Annotated in this window: 16 protein-coding genes; 2 read left to right on the top strand and 14 right to left on the bottom strand. The window is 52.3% G+C overall.

The window, feature by feature from the left end:
* Positions 1-93 precede the first annotated feature (93 nt).
* From SELR_RS17555 to SELR_RS00395, 10 genes are all read right to left on the bottom strand, one after another.
* Positions 94-1,299, bottom strand: coding sequence for an anti-sigma factor antagonist (locus SELR_RS17555; protein WP_014423243.1), 1,206 nt, complete (start codon positions 1,297-1,299; stop codon positions 94-96).
* A 129-nt stretch (positions 1,300-1,428) separates the two neighbouring features.
* Positions 1,429-1,671, bottom strand: coding sequence for a hypothetical protein (locus SELR_RS00435; RefSeq protein ID WP_014423242.1), 243 nt, complete (start codon positions 1,669-1,671; stop codon positions 1,429-1,431).
* 118 nt (positions 1,672-1,789) lie between these two features.
* A complete protein-coding gene (locus SELR_RS00430) occupies positions 1,790-2,635 on the bottom strand; it encodes a MurR/RpiR family transcriptional regulator (protein WP_014423241.1) in 846 nt (281 codons plus the stop codon).
* A gap of 79 nt (positions 2,636-2,714) precedes the next feature.
* The gene (locus SELR_RS00425; RefSeq protein WP_014423240.1) at positions 2,715-4,031 is read right to left on the bottom strand and encodes a gluconate:H+ symporter; all 1,317 of its coding nucleotides are present in this window, start codon (positions 4,029-4,031) and stop codon (positions 2,715-2,717) included.
* Positions 4,032-4,052: 21 nt separating this feature from the next.
* Positions 4,053-5,453, bottom strand: a complete 1,401-nt coding sequence (gene gnd / locus SELR_RS00420; RefSeq protein WP_014423239.1) for a decarboxylating NADP(+)-dependent phosphogluconate dehydrogenase — start codon at positions 5,451-5,453, stop codon at positions 4,053-4,055.
* A gap of 17 nt (positions 5,454-5,470) precedes the next feature.
* On the bottom strand, positions 5,471-7,027 hold the full coding sequence (locus SELR_RS00415; protein WP_041914207.1) for a gluconokinase: 1,557 nt from the start codon (positions 7,025-7,027) through the stop codon (positions 5,471-5,473).
* Positions 7,028-7,317: 290 nt separating this feature from the next.
* Positions 7,318-8,352: a galactofuranose ABC transporter, permease protein YjfF gene (yjfF, locus tag SELR_RS00410; RefSeq protein ID WP_014423237.1), complete on the bottom strand. Its 1,035-nt coding sequence runs from the start codon at positions 8,350-8,352 to the stop codon at positions 7,318-7,320.
* The gene (locus SELR_RS00405) at positions 8,349-9,422 is read right to left on the bottom strand and encodes an ABC transporter permease (RefSeq protein ID WP_014423236.1); all 1,074 of its coding nucleotides are present in this window, start codon (positions 9,420-9,422) and stop codon (positions 8,349-8,351) included. The genes yjfF and SELR_RS00405 overlap by 4 nt, the downstream gene beginning before the upstream one ends.
* Complete coding sequence (locus SELR_RS00400) at positions 9,422-10,930, bottom strand: sugar ABC transporter ATP-binding protein (RefSeq protein WP_014423235.1); 1,509 nt, start codon at positions 10,928-10,930, stop codon at positions 9,422-9,424. Before SELR_RS00400 ends, SELR_RS00405 begins: the two co-directional genes overlap by 1 nt.
* A 96-nt stretch (positions 10,931-11,026) precedes the next feature.
* Positions 11,027-12,046 (bottom strand): ABC transporter substrate-binding protein, encoded by a 1,020-nt coding sequence (locus SELR_RS00395; protein WP_014423234.1) that lies wholly within the window; start codon positions 12,044-12,046, stop codon positions 11,027-11,029.
* 459 nt (positions 12,047-12,505) lie between these two features.
* On the opposite strand from SELR_RS00395, the gene SELR_RS00390 reads away from it, so the two are divergent.
* Together SELR_RS00390 and SELR_RS00385 are read left to right on the top strand one after the other, a co-directional pair.
* Positions 12,506-13,894 carry an MBOAT family O-acyltransferase gene (locus tag SELR_RS00390; RefSeq protein ID WP_014423233.1) on the top strand — a complete coding sequence of 463 codons (1,389 nt, stop codon included), beginning with the start codon at positions 12,506-12,508 and terminating at the stop codon, positions 13,892-13,894.
* A gap of 12 nt (positions 13,895-13,906) precedes the next feature.
* Positions 13,907-15,022, top strand: coding sequence for a hypothetical protein (locus tag SELR_RS00385; protein ID WP_158645761.1), 1,116 nt, complete (start codon positions 13,907-13,909; stop codon positions 15,020-15,022).
* A gap of 78 nt (positions 15,023-15,100) precedes the next feature.
* On the opposite strand, the gene SELR_RS00380 is transcribed toward SELR_RS00385, so the two are convergent.
* The 4 genes from SELR_RS00380 to SELR_RS00365 all read right to left on the bottom strand — a co-directional run bounded on the left by SELR_RS00380 (position 15,101) and on the right by SELR_RS00365 (position 19,722).
* Positions 15,101-15,565 carry a hypothetical protein gene (locus SELR_RS00380; protein WP_014423231.1) on the bottom strand — a complete coding sequence of 155 codons (465 nt, stop codon included), beginning with the start codon at positions 15,563-15,565 and terminating at the stop codon, positions 15,101-15,103.
* 268 nt (positions 15,566-15,833) lie between these two features.
* Entirely contained in the window at positions 15,834-16,775 is a 942-nt protein-coding gene (locus tag SELR_RS00375) for an AEC family transporter (RefSeq protein ID WP_041914468.1), read from the bottom strand.
* Between the two features lie 12 nt (positions 16,776-16,787).
* Positions 16,788-18,239, bottom strand: a complete 1,452-nt coding sequence (locus SELR_RS00370) for a TrkH family potassium uptake protein (RefSeq protein ID WP_014423229.1) — start codon at positions 18,237-18,239, stop codon at positions 16,788-16,790.
* A 4-nt stretch (positions 18,240-18,243) separates the two neighbouring features.
* Entirely contained in the window at positions 18,244-19,722 is a 1,479-nt protein-coding gene (locus SELR_RS00365) for a TrkH family potassium uptake protein (protein WP_014423228.1), read from the bottom strand.
* Position 19,723: the final 1 nt, after the last annotated feature.

Below are 19,723 nucleotides of genomic sequence, written 5' to 3'. Positions count from 1 at the left end.
AGCCCTTATGATAAGGTATAACTGATTATATTAAAATAGTCAATAACCATTATATTTATAAGGTCAGATTTCAAAAACGTACAAAAACTGACCTTATCGGTCAAATGCCAAAGACGTCACCCGGGGCAAAAGTGCCTGCAGATGCTCCGTGGTATGCTGTATGCGCAGGCCAGCCAGTTCCGAATCCTTCAACGGTGTGGCCACCTGCAGATGCAAAAAACGTATGGCAGCTGCCACCCGGATCTTGTCTTCCATGCCCGTCAGCACAGCCTCGTCCTCCGTGCCAAAATACAGTTCCAACAGCCTGTGCCAGATATATTCTGCCGTTTCCGGACGGATACCCAGGAAATTCCGCACATTATCCGGTTCATCCTCGGGGAAAGCCTTATAAGTCACATAGAGCCCCTGCAGGTCAAAGACCGGCTGGCCTGTACACAGGGTTTCCATATCAATGAGCATGGGCTCCTCTTTGCAGAGCATTACATTCTTCATCTGGAAATCCCCATGCACCACATGGAAATCATCGGGCAGAGCCTGCAGCAGTTTCTGCAGCCCCAAGAGGATCTCCTCCGGCAGACAATCCCCCAGGACACTTAATTTATCCAGCATTTCATCCCGGGCAAAGGGCAGTTCCCCCGCCTCCATTTCCGTACGATGGACCTGTTTCAGACAGTCCACATAGAGGACCATGAGTTCTTCCAATTTCTCCGGCTCATCCTCATATTCAATAACCAGGTCATTGAAGCTCTTGGCCTGCAGCAGTTCAAACACCGCCCCATACTGGCTGCCCACCCGCACAATGTCATAGGATATAGCCGTGGGAATGCCCTTGATAAAGGCCTTTTTGGCCCGGGACTGCTCCCGCCTGATCATGGGAATGCTGTCTTCCCCAGCATATAATTTGACGATGGTATCCGCATCCAGCCGGTACACCTTGCCAAAAAAGCCTTCGCCGATAAGCTGGCTCCCCTCCAGACTGATCTCCCGGTAGGCCTTCTGCACCTTGACCAATTCTGTAAAGCCCGTCATATGCAGCACATCATAGACCTCCCGGGAAACCTCCACCAGGGAGACCGGCTCATTGCCGGCCTTGTTCTCCGCCTTCATGACCTGCATCAGCACCCGCAGGCCTGCCGAAGAGATATAGGCCAGCTTGCGGGCATCAAACACCAAAGCCCCATGGGCTTCTTCTCTTTGGCTGGCAATTTCCCGGCCCAGAGCTTCCGCATTATTCGAATCAATCCGCCCCTCCAGCCGGATAACCAGCACCTTGTTGTCCTGTACATTGAAATTGTCCATGATATCCCCCTATATGTGCCATACCTTGCTTCATACAGGTAGATTCTTTTCCGCCCCCAATAAATCCTCCTCACAGCGAAAAGTCTCCAACCGCCCCGCAGGGTGGCTGGAGACTTACCCTTATACTAGTTACTGAGCGCTGACAATATGACCGTCCTTATCCAAAGTCACATGACCTTGCTGCAGGCCAGTTGTCACATAGGCCACCTCGAAGTCCGTCCCATGGTGTTCCACTTCACAAAAGGCCGTATCCGGGTGCGCGGCCACCACCGCTTCCTCCGCGATTTCCGCCGTAATGGCCGGCGTGCCCTGTACATAGAGCAGGCCGCCCCAGACCAGCAGCCCCAGCATCATGCCCACATACTTCTTCATACAGAATCAACCTCCTTTTTCGTCACGCCCTAAGTATACAACTTTACACCCGTATTGTTGATACTTTTGCAGGAAGTATTCTGTATTCATGCTACATTTGTGAAAATTTCCCTGTACTTTACAGATGACGTTCTGCAATGACCTCCCGCATCTTCTGCAGATTCTCCTGATACTGCTCCGGCATCTTCATGGCCAGGCGCGTGTAGAGGATGTCGCCAATGGCCATGTGAATCAGTCGGGAAGCGGCCGCTTCCGAGCGGTAATGCACCTCCCGGCCCATCCCCACCAGCGCGATATCCGCCGCCCGCGCCAGTTCCGACTGGGCATAGCTGGTTATGGCAATGACCTTTGCCCCGCTTTTCTGCGCGATGGCTACCGAAGACAAGACATCCTTCGTGGCACCGGTATGGGAGACGGCGATGACCACATCCTGCGGGGTCAGCAGAGCTGCTGAGGTAACCTGCATATGGACATCGGAAAAAGCCTGCACCGCCATGCCAAAGCGCAGAAAGCGGGTTTCCATATCCCGGCAGACCGTGGCGGAGTTGCCAAAGCCGTAAATGACCACCTGCCTGGCCGCAGCCAGCCAATCCACGGCGGTCTCAATATGGGAAAAATCCAGTATTTTCAAGGTATCCTGCAAGCCATCGGCGATATTGCGGAAAATCTTTCCCGCCACGGCAGCCTCGCTGTCACTGCTGTGAATGTCCTGATACGTTTCATCGCCGGCAGCCGAAAGCTCTGCGGCAATGGCAATCTTCAGGCTCTGCAGGCCGCTATAGCCCAGTTTCTTGCAGAATCTGGATATCGTGATTTCCGAACTATCCGTGTTCTTGGCCAGCTCCGCCACGGTCTGGGGCATAATCTTGTCGGCATTGGCCGAGATATAGGTGGCAATCTTCTTCTCCGACTTGGTCAAATCCTCATAGGCACTGCGTAAGATGGGCAAAATCATATCCTTCATAAACGTTCCTTCTTCCTAAAGCTGTCTTCCTCCATTATACCACAAAACAGGGCTGTGATAGTTCACAGCCCCATCTGCTTTATACAATGGCCGCCAGTGCCAAGACACCAATCAGGCCCATGACGGAGATGATGGTTTCCAATACGCACCAAGTGCGTACCGTCTGCTTGACCGTCAGCCCAAAGAATTCCTTGAAGAGCCAGAAACCCGGGTCATTGGGCGGGCTCAGGATCAGGCTGCCCGCCCCCGTGGCCAGCACCATGAGCTCAGGATTCACGCCGGTCACAGCCACCACCGGAGCCGCAATGCCACCTGCCGTCAAGGCTGCCACCGTGGCACTGCCGCAGGCGATGCGGATGACGGCTGCCACCGTCCAAGCCAGCAGCAGCGGCGACAGTTCTGACTGGGCTGCAATCTGCCCGATATAATTGCCCACACCACTGTCGATGAGAATCTGCTTCAGCGCTCCGCCGCCGCCCACAATCAGCAAAATCATGGCGATGCTGATTACGGCATTTTCACAAATTTTCATGATTTCGGCCATGCTTCTGCCCTGCCGCAGGCCAAAGGTATAGATGGCCACCGCTACGGCAATGGTCAGGGCCATATCCGGAGTTCCAAGAAAGGTCAGCCACTGGAACAGGGCCGAGGAGGATGGCAGGGTCAGCTTGGCCACGGCCGAAGCGGCCATCAGGACAACGGGCACCATAGCCGTACAGACCGAGATGCCAAAACCGGGCATTTCCTCATCCGCAAACACCTTGCCACTCTGCATGCCCTGCGCATTTTCCGGCTGGATGTGCTTCGTGGTATTGGCAAACAGCGGCCCGGCCACGATGGCCGTCGGCACGGCGATGATGGCACCATAGAGCAGGGTCATGCCAATATCCGCACCATAGATGACGGAAATAGCCGTGGGGCCGGGATGGGGTGGCAGAAAGCCATGAGTTACGGACAGGGCCGCCGCCATGGGAATACCTACCTCCAGCAGAGGAATCTTGGCCGCCGTAGCAATGGTAAAGACCAGCGGAATCAACAGGACAAAGCCGATTTCATAGAACAGGGCAATGCCCACGATGAAGCCCGTCAGGGCCACGGCCCATTTTACCCATTGACGGCCAAAGACATCGATCAGGGTGGTGGCAATGCGCTGGGCACCGCCACTTTCCGCCATGAGCTTGCCCAGCATGGCACCAAAGGAAACCACGATGGCCAGACCTCCCAGGGTGCCCCCCAGCCCCTTTTCAATCACGGGAATGATCTGCCCCTCGGGCAAACCTTCGGCAAACCCCACCAGCCCCGCGACCAGCAGCAAGGACAGAAAACTATTCAAACGCACTTTAACAATCAGGAAAAACAAAAACAGGATACCAACTGCCAGAATGATCAATGGCATGATTACTCCCCCTTTAGGATGTCAGTTCCACTGATGATGAAAAACGCCTTCCTTATCCACCCGGTTATAGGTATGGGCTCCAAAATAATCCCGCTGGGCCTGAATGAGATTGGCCCCTACATGCGCCGCCCGGGCGCTGTCAATATACTCAATGGCACAAGCCATGGCCGGGATGGGCAGACCCTGCTTGACGCCCAGCGCCACGACTTCCCGCAGGCTGTCCAGATTGGCCTGGATCTTCCCCGCAAAGAAATTGGCCTCCATGAGGTTTTCCAGCTGTGCATTGCTCTGGAAGGCCTCTGTTATGCGCTCCAGGAAATCTGCCTGAATGATGCAGCCCCCGCGGAAAATCCCGGCAATGCGACCGAAATCCAGCTTCCAGCCATAGTGGCTGGCCGCCGCCTGATAAAGGGCAAAGCCCTGAGCATAAGCCGCAATCTTGCCAACATACAGACTCTTGCGAACTATTTCGGCAAAATCATCCCCCAAGGGTTCATGCGCCTTCACAGCTGCAAACCGCTGTCCCAGCCCCCGGCGCAAATCCCAGAGGTTGGACATGACCCGAGCATTGCAGGCCGCCGTTATCAGGGAGGTATTTACCCCCCGCTTCAAGGCTTCGATGCTGGTCCAGCGCCCCGTTCCCTTCTGGCCTGCACTGTCGAGAATCTTGTCCACCACCTGACCGCCATCCTCGTCATCCTCGGCAAAGATATCCGCCGTTATGCCGATGAGGAAACTCTTCAATTCGCCCTGATTCCACTGGCGGAAAGCGGCGGCAATCCGCTCGTTCGTAAAGCCCCCCGCATATTTCAGCAGCAGATAGGCCTCGGCAATCAGCTGCATATCCGCATACTCAATGCCGTTATGCACCATCTTGACGAAATGGCCGGCACCATCCGTGCCGATATAGGCGCAACAAGGCTCGCCATCGGCTGCCCGAGCCGCCACTGCCTCGTAGATGGGACGCACGGCCTCATAGGTGGCCGCATCCCCGCCCGGCATGATACAGGGGCCGTTCCGGGCTCCCTTTTCGCCGCCGGAAATGCCCACGCCAAAGTAATGCAAGCCTGCATCCGCCAGCTTCTTCTGCCGGCGGATGGTATCCTCGAAGAAGGAGTTGCCCCCGTCCAGGATGATATCGCCCTCCTCCAGCAAGGGCATTAGCTGGTCAATCATGGAATCCACCGGGTCTCCGGCCATAATCAGCAGCATGATTCGGCGGGGTCTTTTCAAAGACTGCACGAACTCCCGCAGGTCAAAAAAACCGTGCATATGCTCATGGGGATGTTCCCGCAAGACCTTCTCCGTCAAATCCGGCGTGTAATTGTAACAAGCTACGTCAAAACCATGGTCGGCCATATTCAGGGCCAGATTGCTGCCCATCACGGCCATGCCTACCATGCCTATATCCATCTTACCCATAATCACAACCTCCTGTCTCAATGCGCCGTTTCCGTCTGGAAGGCCGCAATGGCCGCCAGCTCCGGCTGCAGCTTCCAATAGAGCTGTTCATATATGCCGTAGAGCCGCTGGTAAACCTGCACCTCATCCTCCTGCGGGACAATGACTTTCTTTGGTTTTACCAGTTCCGCCGTATCGATGATGCCGCCCAGTTCATGGCTGGCGATAAAGCCCAGCACCGCTGCACCAAAGGCAGCCCCTTCGCTGTTATCCGGCAGAATCAGCTTTTCATTGAGCACACTGCTCAGAATCTGCAGCCACAGGGCCGACTTGGTAAAACTGCCGCTGACCCGGATATCCTTGATTTCCCCGAAATCCCGCAGAGCCAGCATCACGGCATTCATGCTGTAGGCAATGCCCTCCAGACAGGCCCGTATCATATGGGAACGGCTGTGATTCAGGGACAGGCCGAAGAACATGCCCCGCAAATCAGAATTCCAGTAAGGTGCCCGCTCGCCGGTAAAGGAGGGCAGCATAATCAGCCCTTCCGCCCCCGCCGGAATATGGGCGGCCTTCATGGTCATCAGGTCATAACCATCCACATCCAGATTTTCCAGATGATGGGGCGTGTAATGGCAAACCTTGTCCCGCACCCAGCGCAGAATCATGCCGCCATTGTTTATGGCCCCGCCAGCCACCCAGATATCATCGGTAAGATTGTAGCACCAGGTGCGCATCTTCTTGTCCGTAACGGGCCTATCCGTCAGCATCCGCAAGGCGCCGCTGGTGCCGATGGTGGCACTCAGCTGGCCGGCCCGTACGGCACCGATGCCCACATTGACCAATACCCCATCGGTGGCCCCGATGACCACCGGCAGATTCTCCGGCAGGTTCATGGCGGCGGCCATTTCCGGACAAAGCCGGCCCTGATAGGTAGTGGAGACAATCGGCGGCAGCTGCTCTTTGCGCAGCCCAGCATAGGCAATGATTTCCTCATCCCAGTCCATGGCCGCAGCATTGTACAGCCCGCTGGTGCTGGCAGCCGAATGGTCGATAACCCATTCATGGGTCAGCCCATGGAAGATGTAATCCTTCAATGATCCCACATATTTCATGCGGTCAAACATATCCGGATGTTCCTGCCGCAGCCACAGTACCTTGGCCAGCGGATAGCAGGCATGAACAGGACAGCCTGTCCGCTCGTAGAAACGGCGGCAAAGGGCTTCGTCCTTTTTCAGCTCCCGCACGATTGCCGCGCTGCGGCTGTCCGCCCAGGTCTGCATATCCATCAAGGGTTTGTATTCCGCATCCAGCCCGGCAAAACTGTGCATGACCGTGCTCAGGGCAATGCCTGCCAAGGCCCGGCTCTTGTACCGCAGCTCTGCTGCTGCTTTGCCCACGACCTCCTGCACAGCCGCAAATATCTGGGCGGGATCTTCCTCGGCCCAGTCGGGATGCGGCGTAAGCAGCGGATAAAAAGCCTCTGCCGCAGCGGCCTTGTTGCCCTGCACATCATAAGCGATTGCCCGTACACCGGTGGTGCCCACATCTACCCCAATCCACACAGGCGAGTTCCTATATTGAAAGTCCACCATCATCACTCCTCGTTTTTAATGATAGTTGTTTTTCATTTGCAAATTCATTATATAGCAGACGGCTATCATTTGCAAGTGTTTTTTCTTGAAATTTTATATTTTTTGATATTAAACAATCATTTTCTTTCCTCCACAGCTGTCTTATCGCCCTCAAAATGACAAAATGCAGACATCACAAAAAGCGGTGGAAAGAGGCATCAGCCCTTTCCACCGCTTCGCGGTTTCCCTTCCCCCAAGGGGAAGGCTTAGTTTTTGCATCATCGCCCCAGAGGGACGGCTTGAATCATATCCTAGTTTTGCATAGCCGGTTTAGGCGGTTCGCTGGGTGTTTCCATGGAGCGCTTCGAAGAGAGTTTGCTCTTCTGTTCCGTAATCAGGGCCTGCATGATGATGAACACGCAGAGCAGCGCGCCCACCACGATTTTCGTCCACCAGGCGGAAAGCGTCCCCTGGAAGCTGATGAAGGTCAGGATCACGCCCTGAATCAGCACACCCACCAGAGCACCGGGGATAAAGCCCACACCGCCGGTCAGCAGCGTACCGCCGATAACGGATGAGGCGATGGCATCCATTTCCATGCCCAGACCATGGAGATTGTAGCCCGTCAGCATGATCAGACTGTAGGCCAGACCGCCCATGGAGGCGCAGAAACCGGAAATGGCATAGACTGTGACCTTGGTGCGGAACACCGGCAGGCCCATCAGGGCGGCCGAGGATTCACTGCCGCCGATGGCGAACACGGCCCGGCCAAATTTCGTAAAGCCCAGGATAACCGCCGCAATGGCAATCATGATGAGAGCTATCACGGCACCGATGGACACAAAGCCCACCCCCAGATCAATGCGATAGCTGGCCAAAGCCACCCAGGTGGGATTCACAATCTGAATGGTATCCTGGGAGATGACCGCCGTGAGGCCGCGGCAGAAGAACATGCCGGCCAAAGTGATGATGAAGGGCTGCAGATCAAACTTCGTGATGATATAGCCCTGCAGGGCACCAAACACCGTGCCCATCACCAGCACCAGCAGAACTGCTAAGCCCACGGGAATCCCCGTATTAGCCAAAAGCCATGCCAATACCATGCAGACCAGAGCCAGTACCGCCCCCACTGACAGGTCAATGCCTGCAATGATCAGGGTAAAGGTAATACCGATAGTGACGATTATGAGCGCTGCATTGTCGATAAAGAGGTTCAGGAATACTTGGGGCCTCATAAACCCTTTGTACATAGCCATGCCTGCTCCGTAAAGTATCACAAAGAGCGCCACCGTCACGAAGAAGGAGAAATACTTCGAGGCAATCATGCTATTGATTTTGTTCATCATAATTGCTTCACCGCCTTTCCAAGCACTGCCTTATGATCATTTTTCTGAGCAGAATGCCGGGAGGCCTTCCATTTGTCAAACATCTCCTGTGCCTTCTTGGACTGGATCAGGCAGATGATGATAACGGCAATGGCCTTGACCACCGGCAGCTGGTCGGCAGAAACGCCCAAAGCGTACATGGTGGTAGTCAAAGTCTGGATGGTAATGGCGCCGATTACGGAACCGCCCACATAGAACTTGCCGCCGGACAGCAGTGTGCCGCCCAGAGCTACAGCAAGAATCGCATCCATTTCCATATTGAGGCCTGCGTTGTTGGCATCAGCTGCGCGAATCAGGGAGCTTTCAATGAGGCCCGAAACACCGGCGCAGAGACCGGAAAAAGCATAGACGAGGAATATAACCATGGTCACGTTGATGCCCGCATACCGCGCCGCCGTGGGGTTGATGCCCACGGACTGCACGAACAGGCCAATGCTGGTCTTCTTCATCAGTACAGCCACCAGCAGTACCATGGCCAGAGCGATAAAGATATTCGTAGGCACAGGCATATTGGGCAGGAAGCCGGCAATGTACTCAAAAGGCTTGTAGTATACGGTAATAATCTGCCCCTCGGTCATCAGCTGGGCAATACCGCGGCCAGCGGTCATGAGGATAAGGGTGGCCACAACTGCCTGAATCTTGAACTTAGCGACCAAGAGGCCGTTCCACATACCGCAGAGCACGCCCACGCCCACAGCGGCCAATACAGCCAGCGTCATGGGCATCTGGGCCACGCCATCGCCACGGCCGCCAATCATGGTGCAGACCACGGCGGCGGAGATGGCCACCACGGCACCTACGGAAATATCGATGCCGCTGGTGGCAATGACGAAGGTCATGCCCAGAGCCAGAATAATCAGGGAGCAGGAACGGTTCAGGATATCAATCAAGCGTCCATATAAATGGCCATCCTCGGTCATCTGTATGGTCAGGAAACCGTCTACAAATAACGTATTGAATATCAGCAGGACTGTCAGTGCCACCACGGGCAGAAACAGAGAGCTGCCACTAAATTTTTTCAGCATTTCCATCAGGCTGCACCTCCTGCAATGGCCTTCATCACGCCATCGGAACTAATGTCAGCGCCAGTAAGTTCTGCCACCTTGCGGCGATCACGCATGACCACCAGCTTCGTGCAGGTACGCACCATTTCGTCCATTTCCGAGGAAATGAACACCACCGCCATGCCCTTCTTCTTGGCCAGAGAAATGGCCATCTTCTGAATCTCCGTCTTGGTGCCCACGTCGATACCGCGGGTAGGTTCATCGAGAATCAGCAGGTCGGGCTGGGTGGCCAGCCAGCGAGCGATGATGACTTTCTGCTGGTTGCCGCCGGAGAGGTTCTTCACAAGCTGTTCCCGGCTGGAAACCTTGATGCGCAAGAGCTTGATGCAGTCATCAGCAATCCTTACCTGCTCCTCATAGGGAATATGACGCAGGATACCATCCTTGGCCTGCATGGCCAGAATGATATTCTCCCGCACGGACAAATCGCCGATAATGCCCGAGAGCTTTCTGTCCTCGGGGCAGAAGCCGATTTTCTGCTTCATGGCATCCATGGGATTCTTCAGATGGAGCTTCTTACCGTTAATGGAAAGCGCTCCCTTGTTGATTTCATTGATGCCAAACAGGAGTTCTGCCGTTTCCGTGCGGCCGGATCCTAAGAGCCCCGCAAAGCCAATGACCTCGCCCTTGTGAATCTGCACGTCCACTTCATTGAGCTTGCCCACGGCGCCAATCCCCTTGGCATCGAGGAATACTTCCTCACTGGGCACGCTCTTTTCGGCAAAATTATCCATGTCCTTGACCTCGTTGAGGTCCTTGCCCACCATCTTGGCGATGAGTTCCAGACGGGGCAGTTTGGCCGTCTCATAGGCACCTACGAGTTCGCCGTTGCGCAGTACCGTGATATGGTCGCAGATTTCGTAGATTTGGTCGAGGAAATGAGAAATAAAGATAATACCTAAGCCCTGTTTCTGCAGCTGCCGCATAATCTTGAACAGATGGGCAGTTTCTTCTTCGTTCAGGGAAGATGTCGGCTCGTCCAGAATCAGAATTTTTGCATCCACATCCACAGCCCGGGCAATGGCAATCATCTGCTGCAAAGCCACGGAATAGTTATCGAGCGTCTTGGTCACATCGATATGTACATCGAGTTTGGCTAGGAGCTCCTCCGCCCGCTTATTGATGGTCTTCCAGTCAATCATGCCGAATTTTCGGGGTTCCCGGCCAATGAAGATATTCTCGGCCACCGTAAGGTTGGAGCAGAGATTGACTTCCTGATAAACGGTGGAAATACCGGTATCCTGCGCATCCTTCGGGGTCTTGGGATTGATGGCCTTGCCATTCAGGAACACCGTGCCGCCATCACGGGGATAAACGCCGGTAAGCACCTTTACCAAGGTGGATTTCCCGGCACCATTTTCCCCCATCAGGGAGTGGATCTCGCCAGCATGCAGGGTAAAGTCCACATTGGACAGGGCCCGCACACCGGGAAATTCCTTGGTAATATGCCGCATTTCCAGTAGTGCCTGTGCCATAGATGTCACTCCTTGTTGCGTTAATCTAGCGATAAATAAAGCCGCGTCCGCACACATACGCTGTACGGGCACGGCTTGCATTAGATTTTGAAAATCTTAGTATTTGCGTTCCGGCAGGGTCTTTTCTGCTACATCAGCAGGGAATACACCTTCGTCAACATAAACCAGTTTGTCAACCTTTTCGCCGGCCAGAATCTTCTTAGCCGTTTCCATCAGGAGCTTACCCTGCAGCGGGTTGCATTCTACGGTGCAGTTTGCTTTGCCTTCGATCATGGCCTGGAACATGCCCTTTACACCATCGATGGAGATGATGGTGATGTCCTTGCCAGGTTTGAGGCCGGCTTTTTCGATGGCCTGGATTGCGCCGAGAGCCATATCGTCGTTATGTGCAAAGAGGATATCAATTTTCGGACCATAGGATTTCAGGAAGGATTCCATAACTTCCTGGCCTTTCTGACGGGTGAATTCACCGGTCTGGGAAGCGAGGATGTTGTACTTGCCAGCGTTCGGGGATTTAGCCATAGCATCTTTAAAGCCTTCCTGACGGCGGATAGCTACGGAAGAACCAACCGTGCCTTCGAGAACCACTACGTTGTACTGGCTGCCGCCATCCCGGGGGGTCTTCTTTTCTTTGGCCATGTATTCGTCAATCCATTTGAAGACGTTGTTGCCTTCCTTTACGGAGTCGGTACCAATCTTAGCCACATAGAGGCTGTCATCAGCCAGCTTCACATCGCGGTCAACAACTACGACCGGAATCTTGGCATCCTTTGCTTCCTTCAGCACCGTATCCCAACCCGTTTCCACGATGGGAACAAATGCGATGATATCAACGCCCTGAGCGATGAAGGAGCGGATAGCCTTGATCTGATTTTCCTGTTTCTGCTGAGCATCCGAGAACTGCAGGTTGATACCAGCTTCTTCGGCTGCTTTCTTGATGGATTCCGTGTTGGCCGTTCTCCATTCGGATTCCGCTCCGATCTGGGAGAAGCCCATGGTGATCTTCTTATCGCCGCCAGCTGCCTTGTTGTCGCTCTTGGCCTGTTCACCGCCACCGCAGCCGGCAGCTACAATCATCATAACGCTTGCTAGTAATAATGCTATGAGCTTTTTCATCTCATCGTCTCCTTTGCTACATCATGATTCCGTTTGTGATGTCCCGCGCCAATCTCTTCCTCTGCCCCCTTTTGCGACTCTTTTCGGCTCAGGCTTGCGGGCAATGTTACATTCTGTTCTCGTGCACATTTTAACTTGCACACAATATAGTCTTTTGGCAAAAGTCAGACTATTATTCGCAGATATCAACACTTCCTGCTACATCACAACCTTATCTGCTATATACGATACTCTTTTAATATCGATTTGTCAATAGGTTTGTATTCTTTATTTTTGTTCGAACACAATTCTATATTACTTTTCTTCGTCACAAAGAAACAGTAATCCACATATTTACCAGATACGAGAGAAACAACTTCTTACACACTTGACTCGCACTTTTTTCATAGCGAACAAATGTCTTGTCCGAGGTGGGCATTTGTAGTATGATAAAAATGCATTTTTAAGGGAGGTTTGATAATGCTTTTTAATAGCTACGAGTTCATAATATTTTTCCTGCCCATTGTCTTTATCACATATTACTGGATTGGCCAGCGGTTATGGAAATGGGGTATGTATTGGATCATCGGCGCATCGCTGCTCTTTTATGGTTATTGGGATATCCGTTATGTTCCCTTGTTGGTGTTATCTATTTGTTTCAATTATATAATTGGACAATTTATTGTTTCCAAAGAAAATTCAAAACTCTGGCTAACAGCCGGACTATTGGGCGATTTTGCACTATTGGGCTACTATAAGTATACAGGTTTTTTCCTGACTACCGTAAATGACGTATTCGGAACAGCGCTATTTTCCATCCCAGATATTGTACTGCCTTTAGGCATTTCTTTTTTCACCTTTACCCAAGCGGCCTACTTAATCGATATGTATCGTGGTGATGCAGCATCGACCGGCTTTGCCTCATATTGTGAATTTGTAACCATTTTCCCGCATCTGATTGCAGGGCCTATTATACATCACCGTGAAATGATCCCTCAGTTCCAGTCACAGCGTACCTATCACCTGAATTATGATAATATCGCACAAGGCCTGACCCTTTTTATTTTTGGTTTATTTAAGAAGGTAGCCATAGCGGACAGCCTTGCACCATGGGTGAATGAATATTTTGCCCGTCCAGATAGTTTGCTACCCATCGAAGCGTGGTTTGCAGCATTAGGTTATAGTTTCCAGCTGTACTTTGATTTTTCCGCTTATTCGGAAATGGCCATTGGCTTGGGCCTGATGTTCAATTTACGCTTGCCCAGAAATTTCGATTCACCCTATCAAGCTGCTAACATTATCGACTTTTGGCGGCGCTGGCATATGACCTTGGGCGTATGGGTAAAAAATTACCTTTATATTCCTTTGGGCGGAAACAGACATGGACTGCCCAAGAAGTTGCGTAATCTCATGGTAAGTATGCTGCTGATTGGTTTGTGGCATGGAGCAGGATGGACCTACGTACTTTGGGGTGGCCTTCACGGGCTATTTTTGGTAATAAATCATTGGTGGCGCAGTATGGGAAACGCATTGCCAAAGATTTTTTCGTGGCCACTTACTTTTTGCGCCGTAATGGTGGCTTGGGTATTTTTCCGAGCCGATAGTGTAGGACAGGCACTGATCATTCTGTCCACAATGTTTGATATCCAAAACTGGGCAGCAGGCTTTTCTCTTCATGGGCCTACCGGTGTGCGTATACGTATACTGATAGCATTCACATTGTTGCTTATGTTTTGTCCTAGTGCCCAAAGATTGGTTGAACGGTATTTCAAGCCGAACATAAAATGGGCAGTTATGTGCATTGTATTTGGAGTAGTTTCGCTATACTTTTTCTCCCATATATCGGATTTTCTATATTTCCAATTTTGAGGAAAGGATTTCGTGATGAATTCAAGAAAATTTAGTATGCTCATTGCAAGCGTACTGGGTGTGTTCATTCTATTGAATATCGTACTTTGGCAAGGTTATACAAAAGACATATTTTATGGGCAAGATGCGCATGGAGATTTAAAGCGCATGGGGGGCGTATATGTCCCGCCATCCCAGACTAAACCTGTAAAATATACAACAGAACATTACGAATTTCCGGAGGTAATGGATAACCTGGAAGCAATACAGGCTGACGTGCTGACCATTGGTGATTCTTTTTCCAATGGTACAGGAGGCAACTATTATCAGGATTATCTATGCTCTACATATGGCTGGAAAATATTAAATGTTCCCTCAAGGCCTTATAATAACGCCTTGCAGATGATGTATAGTCTACAGGAAACCGGACTATTGGCTAAGATAAAACCTAAAGTTATCATCTTAGAATCTTTAGCCGCCAATATGGAGGAACGGTTTGGCAGTGACAAGATGCAGATATACACGTTGTCTTTATCTGGTTTAAAACAAGCACAGAATCAGGGAAAGATCTCCACCAAGACCAAAAATGAAATCTCGGCAGACAAGCTGGCTCCCGGTATTATGATAAAATCTAACCTGGAGGTAGTCAAAACCTTGATTCATCACCAAAGACATCCTCAGGATTATCGCATTAATGATAAGGTGGGTCTCCTAAACCTGTCCCAGCCACTCTTTTCCAACGAAGGCTGGGAGGATAAACTCCTCGTACACTTGCCAGATTCCAATGTGCATTTCAGTGAGCAAACCATAAAAAATATCAACAACAATATCAATGCAGCTGCTGAACTATGCCGGGAGCAGGGAATTGTTTTGGTATTTATGCCTGTCGCCAATAAAGCGGATGTATATTATCCTTATATCAAAGATGTTCCTCCTGATTGGCAAGTCAACAAAACCATGCAGGAACTGGATGCCTTGCCCAAAGATTATTTACTGGTCAATACAGAACAAATTTTACAACAGTCTTTGACAGAAGGAGATCCAGCGGCTGTAAAAGATTTGTTTTGGCTGGATGATTTACATTTCTCCTGGAAGGCTCAACAGATCATTAGTGATGATCTGGCACAAAAATTAAAAGATGTTCTCTAAAAGATTTCCCCACAGTATGGTCCTTATCATACTGTGGGGAAATTTTCACTTGGTCTCATTCACCACGTCATAAATATCTCAGCTATTCTTCGCTATGACTGCACCTACCACAGCACCGATGGCTGCCGCGGCAATCGTCCGATTGGTCTGCACTTTCTGATCGTGTTTACGCTGGGCTTCTTCCCGCTCTCTGGCTTCACGGTAGCGGTCGTAGGCAGTCTGATGGCGGTGTTCCCGTTCCCAACGCGCACGCCGTTCCTTCTCATACTGCTCACGTTCATGCTTTTCTTTTTCGTATCTGAGCTGACGGACTTTTTCCTCATGTCTTGCCTGCTCAGCACGGCGCTGCTGCTCGATTTTATTCTGTTTTTCCTGATGGCGGCGCATTTCCTTATGCACATCCTCACGATGCTCTCTTTCGCTCCAGGAGGATTCATAGCTGGCTGCATAAGCCGGCACGGCCAACGTTGTCCCTACGATGCTGAAGCTCATCAGACCTGCCATTGCTCCGCCCACAAATTTCTGCCATTTCTTGCTTTTCATCTCTATCGCTCCTATCTGCACAAATTCATTCTCTAAAAACTTCGTGCGAAACGGTGTTTCGCATCCTAAAAGGACTAGCGCTGCGTCGCTACGCCCTTACACGAAATCTAAGTCATTCTGCGCCTATCGGCTTGACTAACTAAAATTTCATCGTAAAAGGTTGACTATGCTTATAGTATACATAGTCAACCTTTGAAAGTCTTTAGAAAAGGATTAAATTTTGATTAAATTTACGCGCGCCTAATGCCACGAACTCCACCCCGCGTACTCAAAACAGCCCCAAGGTCTTCAACAGGAACACCCAGCCAAAGATTGTCAGGCAGGACAAGGCTGTGGTATAGACTACGCAATTCCCCGCCAAATCCGCATCGCTGCCCATCTGCTGGGCCATGGCAAAGCTGGCCACGGCGCAGGGGGAGGCAAATACGGCCAGCAAGGTGACCAGCTCAATATCCCGGAACCCCAAATACACGGCCAGGCTAAGCGCTATGGCCGGCACGATAATGAGCCTTGCGGTCACGCAGCTGATCAGCTGGGGCAGATGGTTATGAAAACTGCCCCCCTTGAAGGAAGCCCCCAGAATAATCAATGCCACCGGCGTCGTAGCCGCCGCCACCTGACCAATCCCCTTGAGTACCGGCTTCGGTACAGGGAACTCCATCAGCCGCAGGAGCACGGCAATGATGGCCCCCATGATCATGGGATTCTTGAGTATCCCCAGCAGGATCTGCCCCAGGGCAAATCTGCCCCCACGGAAGGTTTCCAGAATGAATACTGCCAGCACGTTGTAGATAGGCACGATCACCGCAATCATCATGGTGGGAATCGCCAAGGCGGAGTCGCCAAATATATTGCCTACGATGGGGATGCCGAACAGCACGAAATTACTGCGGAAGATGGCCTGAATCATGGCCCCGCGGTGACGGTTGTCCTTATCCCCCCAGCAGACAAGCGCCGTGGCCAGAAAGCAGACCGCCAGTACCCCCAGGCCCCCGAACAGCATGAGTTTGGGACGCACCGTATGGGCCAGATCCGTCACATAGATATTGTAGAACATCATGCAGAAAAAGAAGAGCTTGAAGACCATGCGATTGGTATGCGCCAGCTCCGTTTCCGTCATGAGATGCAGCCGCTTGATGATCAGCCCCATAAAAAGCAGCGTAAAGAGGGGTACGACTGCCCCTACGGCCACCCAGAAATTATTCATCATATCCATATGATCTTACCACCGATTCCCTTTCTGCCAAAAATCCGGCGTGAGCATGACCAGCAGGGTAAACATTTCCAATCGCCCCAACAACATGGAAATACACAGAATGCTTTTGCTGAAAACGGACAGCCCCGCATAGGTGCAGGTTGCCCCCGCAATGCCAAAGGCCGGGCCGATATTGCCCATGGTGCTGACACTGAGTCCAATGGCATCGAACACCGTCAGGCCATCAAGTGTCAGCAGCAACGCCCAAAAGGCGATAAAAAAGATGTAAAGAAAGAAAAATTGTCCCACCCGCAGCAGTGTTTCCTCGCTGACACGGCTGCCGTTGAGACGCACCTCCACTACCCGCCGTGGTGACATTTTCTGATGCACCACCGCCCAGGCGTTTTTCAGCAGCAGCAATACCCGCACAACCTTCATGCCACTGGCCGTGGAACCGGCACAGCCGCCACAGACCATCAGGAACAGGATGATGCCCTTGGAAAAAGGCGGCCACTGCTCAAAATCCGCCGACACAAAGCCCGTGGTAGAAAGCGATCCCACCTGAAAGGCTGCGTAACGCAAGGCATCGCCCAGGCCAAAGTCCATTTTGACCAATAGATTCAAGGTAATCAGGACAATGGCAATCCCTAAGATCCAAAGATAAGCCTTGAACTCCGAATTCCGCTTGATCACACCAGGTCCTTTCTGCCAGATCCGATAATAGAGGCCGAAGTTGCCCCCCGCCAGGATCATGAAGAAGGTCATGCACCACTCAAAGGCAGGACTGTCAAAATGCATGGCACTTTCATCATAGGTAGAAAAGCCGCCCGCGCCAATGGTACTCATAGCATGAGTCAGCGCCTCATACAAGTTAAGGCCACAGACCATATACACGGCCGCAGCGACCAGGGTAAAAAGCATATACATCTGGAAAAGTGCCTTGGTCATATCCCTGAGCCGCGGCAGTACACGATCATCTGTGGGGCCAGTGGTTTCGGCATTGTACATATAGATGGTACTCTGCCCTGTCTGAGGCAGCAAGGCGATAAAAATGACGATGATGCCCAAACCGCCAAACCAATGTGTCATCATACGCCAAAAGAGAATGCTCTGGGGCAGATCCTCCAGCGTGTTGAATACCGTTGCCCCGGTACCTGTAAAGCCGGAAATGCTCTCAAACAGCGCATCCAGCGCGTTAAGGTAGCCGCCGCACACATAGGGCAGCATACCCAGACTGGTGGCCAGCGCCCAGCCAAAACCTGTAATGGCGATGCCCTCCCGCAGGGACAGATCGGCATGACGCTGACGGCCATTTGTCTGCAGGACCAGTCCCACCGAAGCACTGAGCCCCAAGGCCACGGCAAAGCCGGGAATGCTGTTTTCATAATTGACCAGCGCCAGGGCAAAGGGGATGAACATGGTGACGGTCTCGGCCATCACCAGCCGGCCTAATACATAATAGACAATGCGTACATCCATCCCGTCACCACCTCTTCTGCAAACTACGCCGGGCCATATCCAGCAACACTAAAAAGGAAAAAATCTCCACCCTGCCCATGATCATCAGCAGACTGCAGACCAATTTCGCCCAATCCGGCAGGATATCCAGACTGCCAATGCCAAACAACTCCGCCGAAGCACCTGTACTGGTCAGGCAGCCGGCGGCCAGCCCAAGCGATTGCACGATGCTGATACCGCTTAACGAGAGCACCAGGGCAAAAGCCACAAACACCACGGTGTACAGGAAGAAGAAGGACAAAATCCGCCCCACAATCTTCACGGGAACCGGCAGACCATCCACCTTCAGCATGACCACCATGCGGGGATGCAGGGTGCGGCGCAATTCTGCCCAGGACAGGCGCAGCAATACAAGCAAGCGCATGATCTTGAGGCCGCCGGTTGCCGAACCAATGCAGCCACCGACAAAAACCAGCAGGAACAACACATAGATATCAAAGGAGGGCCAAAGCCAGAAAGGTGCGGCCACAAAGCCATTAGTCGAGATGAACGCCATGGCCTGGAAATAACCATAGCGCAAACTGCCCGTAAAATCATAGACGCCCTGATAATAGAGATGCGCCGCCAGGACACCGCCCGCCAGAAAAACCACCAGCAAAAAATGCCGGATTTCCGTGTCCTGCCAAAGCAGCCGGAGGCTTTTCATTTTCCAGGACCGCCACAAGAGCAACAGGCTCATGCTGGACAACAGCATAGCTGCAAAGGCCGCCAGTTCCAGCGCCGGATTATCATAATAGATAAAAGCATAAGCCGAAGTGCCGCCGCTGGAGGATATGGTCACCATAGCACGGAGCAGCGATTCAAAAGGCCCCAGCCCCGCCAGATAATAAACTGCCGTTGACATTACGGTCAGGGCCACATACACAGCCGTCCCCTGACGGGCAGACTGGGCCATCTTATTCCATACCGGACTGAAAAAAATCGACTGCCGGGCCGAAAGCGTCAGCCCAAAACAGCCGCTGACCTGCGGCAGCACCGTCACCATGATGACCACGAAGGTCAGCCCCCCCAGCCAGCTCATGACGCCATGCCAGAGCAGCAGTGTCCGGGGCAGGCCAATCCGGTCAAAGGGCAGGCAGGACAAACCTGTAGTAGTCAGCGAAGACACCGTCTCAAAAAATGCCGCCGCAAAGCTGGGGAACAGTCCTGAAATCGCATAGGGCATCAGACCGATAAAGCCCATGAACAGCCAGACAAAGGACATGAAGAACACGCCCTCCCGGATGGTCAGCTGACGCCCCCGCTCCTCCGAGTGCCCCAGCTCCAGCATCTTCCGTCCCAGGCCATAAGCAAAAGCTGCCGGCAGCACAAACAGCCACGCTTCCGACTCCTGCCAGAGCAGCGCAACAATCAGAGGCACGCAAAGTGCCCCTGCCATCAATATGGACATCTGCCCCATCAGGAGCCAAAACAGTTCCAAGCCAGTTTCCTTCTGCATACGCATA

Source organism: Selenomonas ruminantium subsp. lactilytica TAM6421 (genome assembly GCF_000284095.1).
In the GTDB taxonomy this organism is placed as follows: Bacteria; Bacillota; Negativicutes; order Selenomonadales; family Selenomonadaceae; genus Selenomonas_A; species Selenomonas_A lactilytica.
The sequence above is the reverse complement of the archived record's forward strand: the minus strand, read 5'-3'. Positions and strand labels throughout refer to the sequence as shown.

Coding starts and splice junctions, on each gene's coding strand:
- SELR_RS17555 (WP_014423243.1), bottom strand. CDS start 1,299: ATGGACAATTTCAATGTACAGGACAACAAGGTGCTGGTTATCCGGCTG.
- SELR_RS00435 (WP_014423242.1), bottom strand. CDS start 1,671: ATGAAGAAGTATGTGGGCATGATGCTGGGGCTGCTGGTCTGGGGCGGC.
- SELR_RS00430 (WP_014423241.1), bottom strand. CDS start 2,635: ATGAAGGATATGATTTTGCCCATCTTACGCAGTGCCTATGAGGATTTG.
- SELR_RS00425 (WP_014423240.1), bottom strand. CDS start 4,031: ATGCCATTGATCATTCTGGCAGTTGGTATCCTGTTTTTGTTTTTCCTG.
- gnd (WP_014423239.1), bottom strand. CDS start 5,453: ATGGGTAAGATGGATATAGGCATGGTAGGCATGGCCGTGATGGGCAGC.
- SELR_RS00415 (WP_041914207.1), bottom strand. CDS start 7,027: ATGGTGGACTTTCAATATAGGAACTCGCCTGTGTGGATTGGGGTAGAT.
- yjfF (WP_014423237.1), bottom strand. CDS start 8,352: ATGATGAACAAAATCAATAGCATGATTGCCTCGAAGTATTTCTCCTTC.
- SELR_RS00405 (WP_014423236.1), bottom strand. CDS start 9,422: ATGGAAATGCTGAAAAAATTTAGTGGCAGCTCTCTGTTTCTGCCCGTG.
- SELR_RS00400 (WP_014423235.1), bottom strand. CDS start 10,930: ATGGCACAGGCACTACTGGAAATGCGGCATATTACCAAGGAATTTCCC.
- SELR_RS00395 (WP_014423234.1), bottom strand. CDS start 12,046: ATGAAAAAGCTCATAGCATTATTACTAGCAAGCGTTATGATGATTGTA.
- SELR_RS00390 (WP_014423233.1), top strand. CDS start 12,506: ATGCTTTTTAATAGCTACGAGTTCATAATATTTTTCCTGCCCATTGTC.
- SELR_RS00380 (WP_014423231.1), bottom strand. CDS start 15,565: ATGAAAAGCAAGAAATGGCAGAAATTTGTGGGCGGAGCAATGGCAGGT.
- SELR_RS00375 (WP_041914468.1), bottom strand. CDS start 16,775: ATGATGAATAATTTCTGGGTGGCCGTAGGGGCAGTCGTACCCCTCTTT.
- SELR_RS00370 (WP_014423229.1), bottom strand. CDS start 18,239: ATGGATGTACGCATTGTCTATTATGTATTAGGCCGGCTGGTGATGGCC.
- SELR_RS00365 (WP_014423228.1), bottom strand. CDS start 19,722: ATGCGTATGCAGAAGGAAACTGGCTTGGAACTGTTTTGGCTCCTGATG.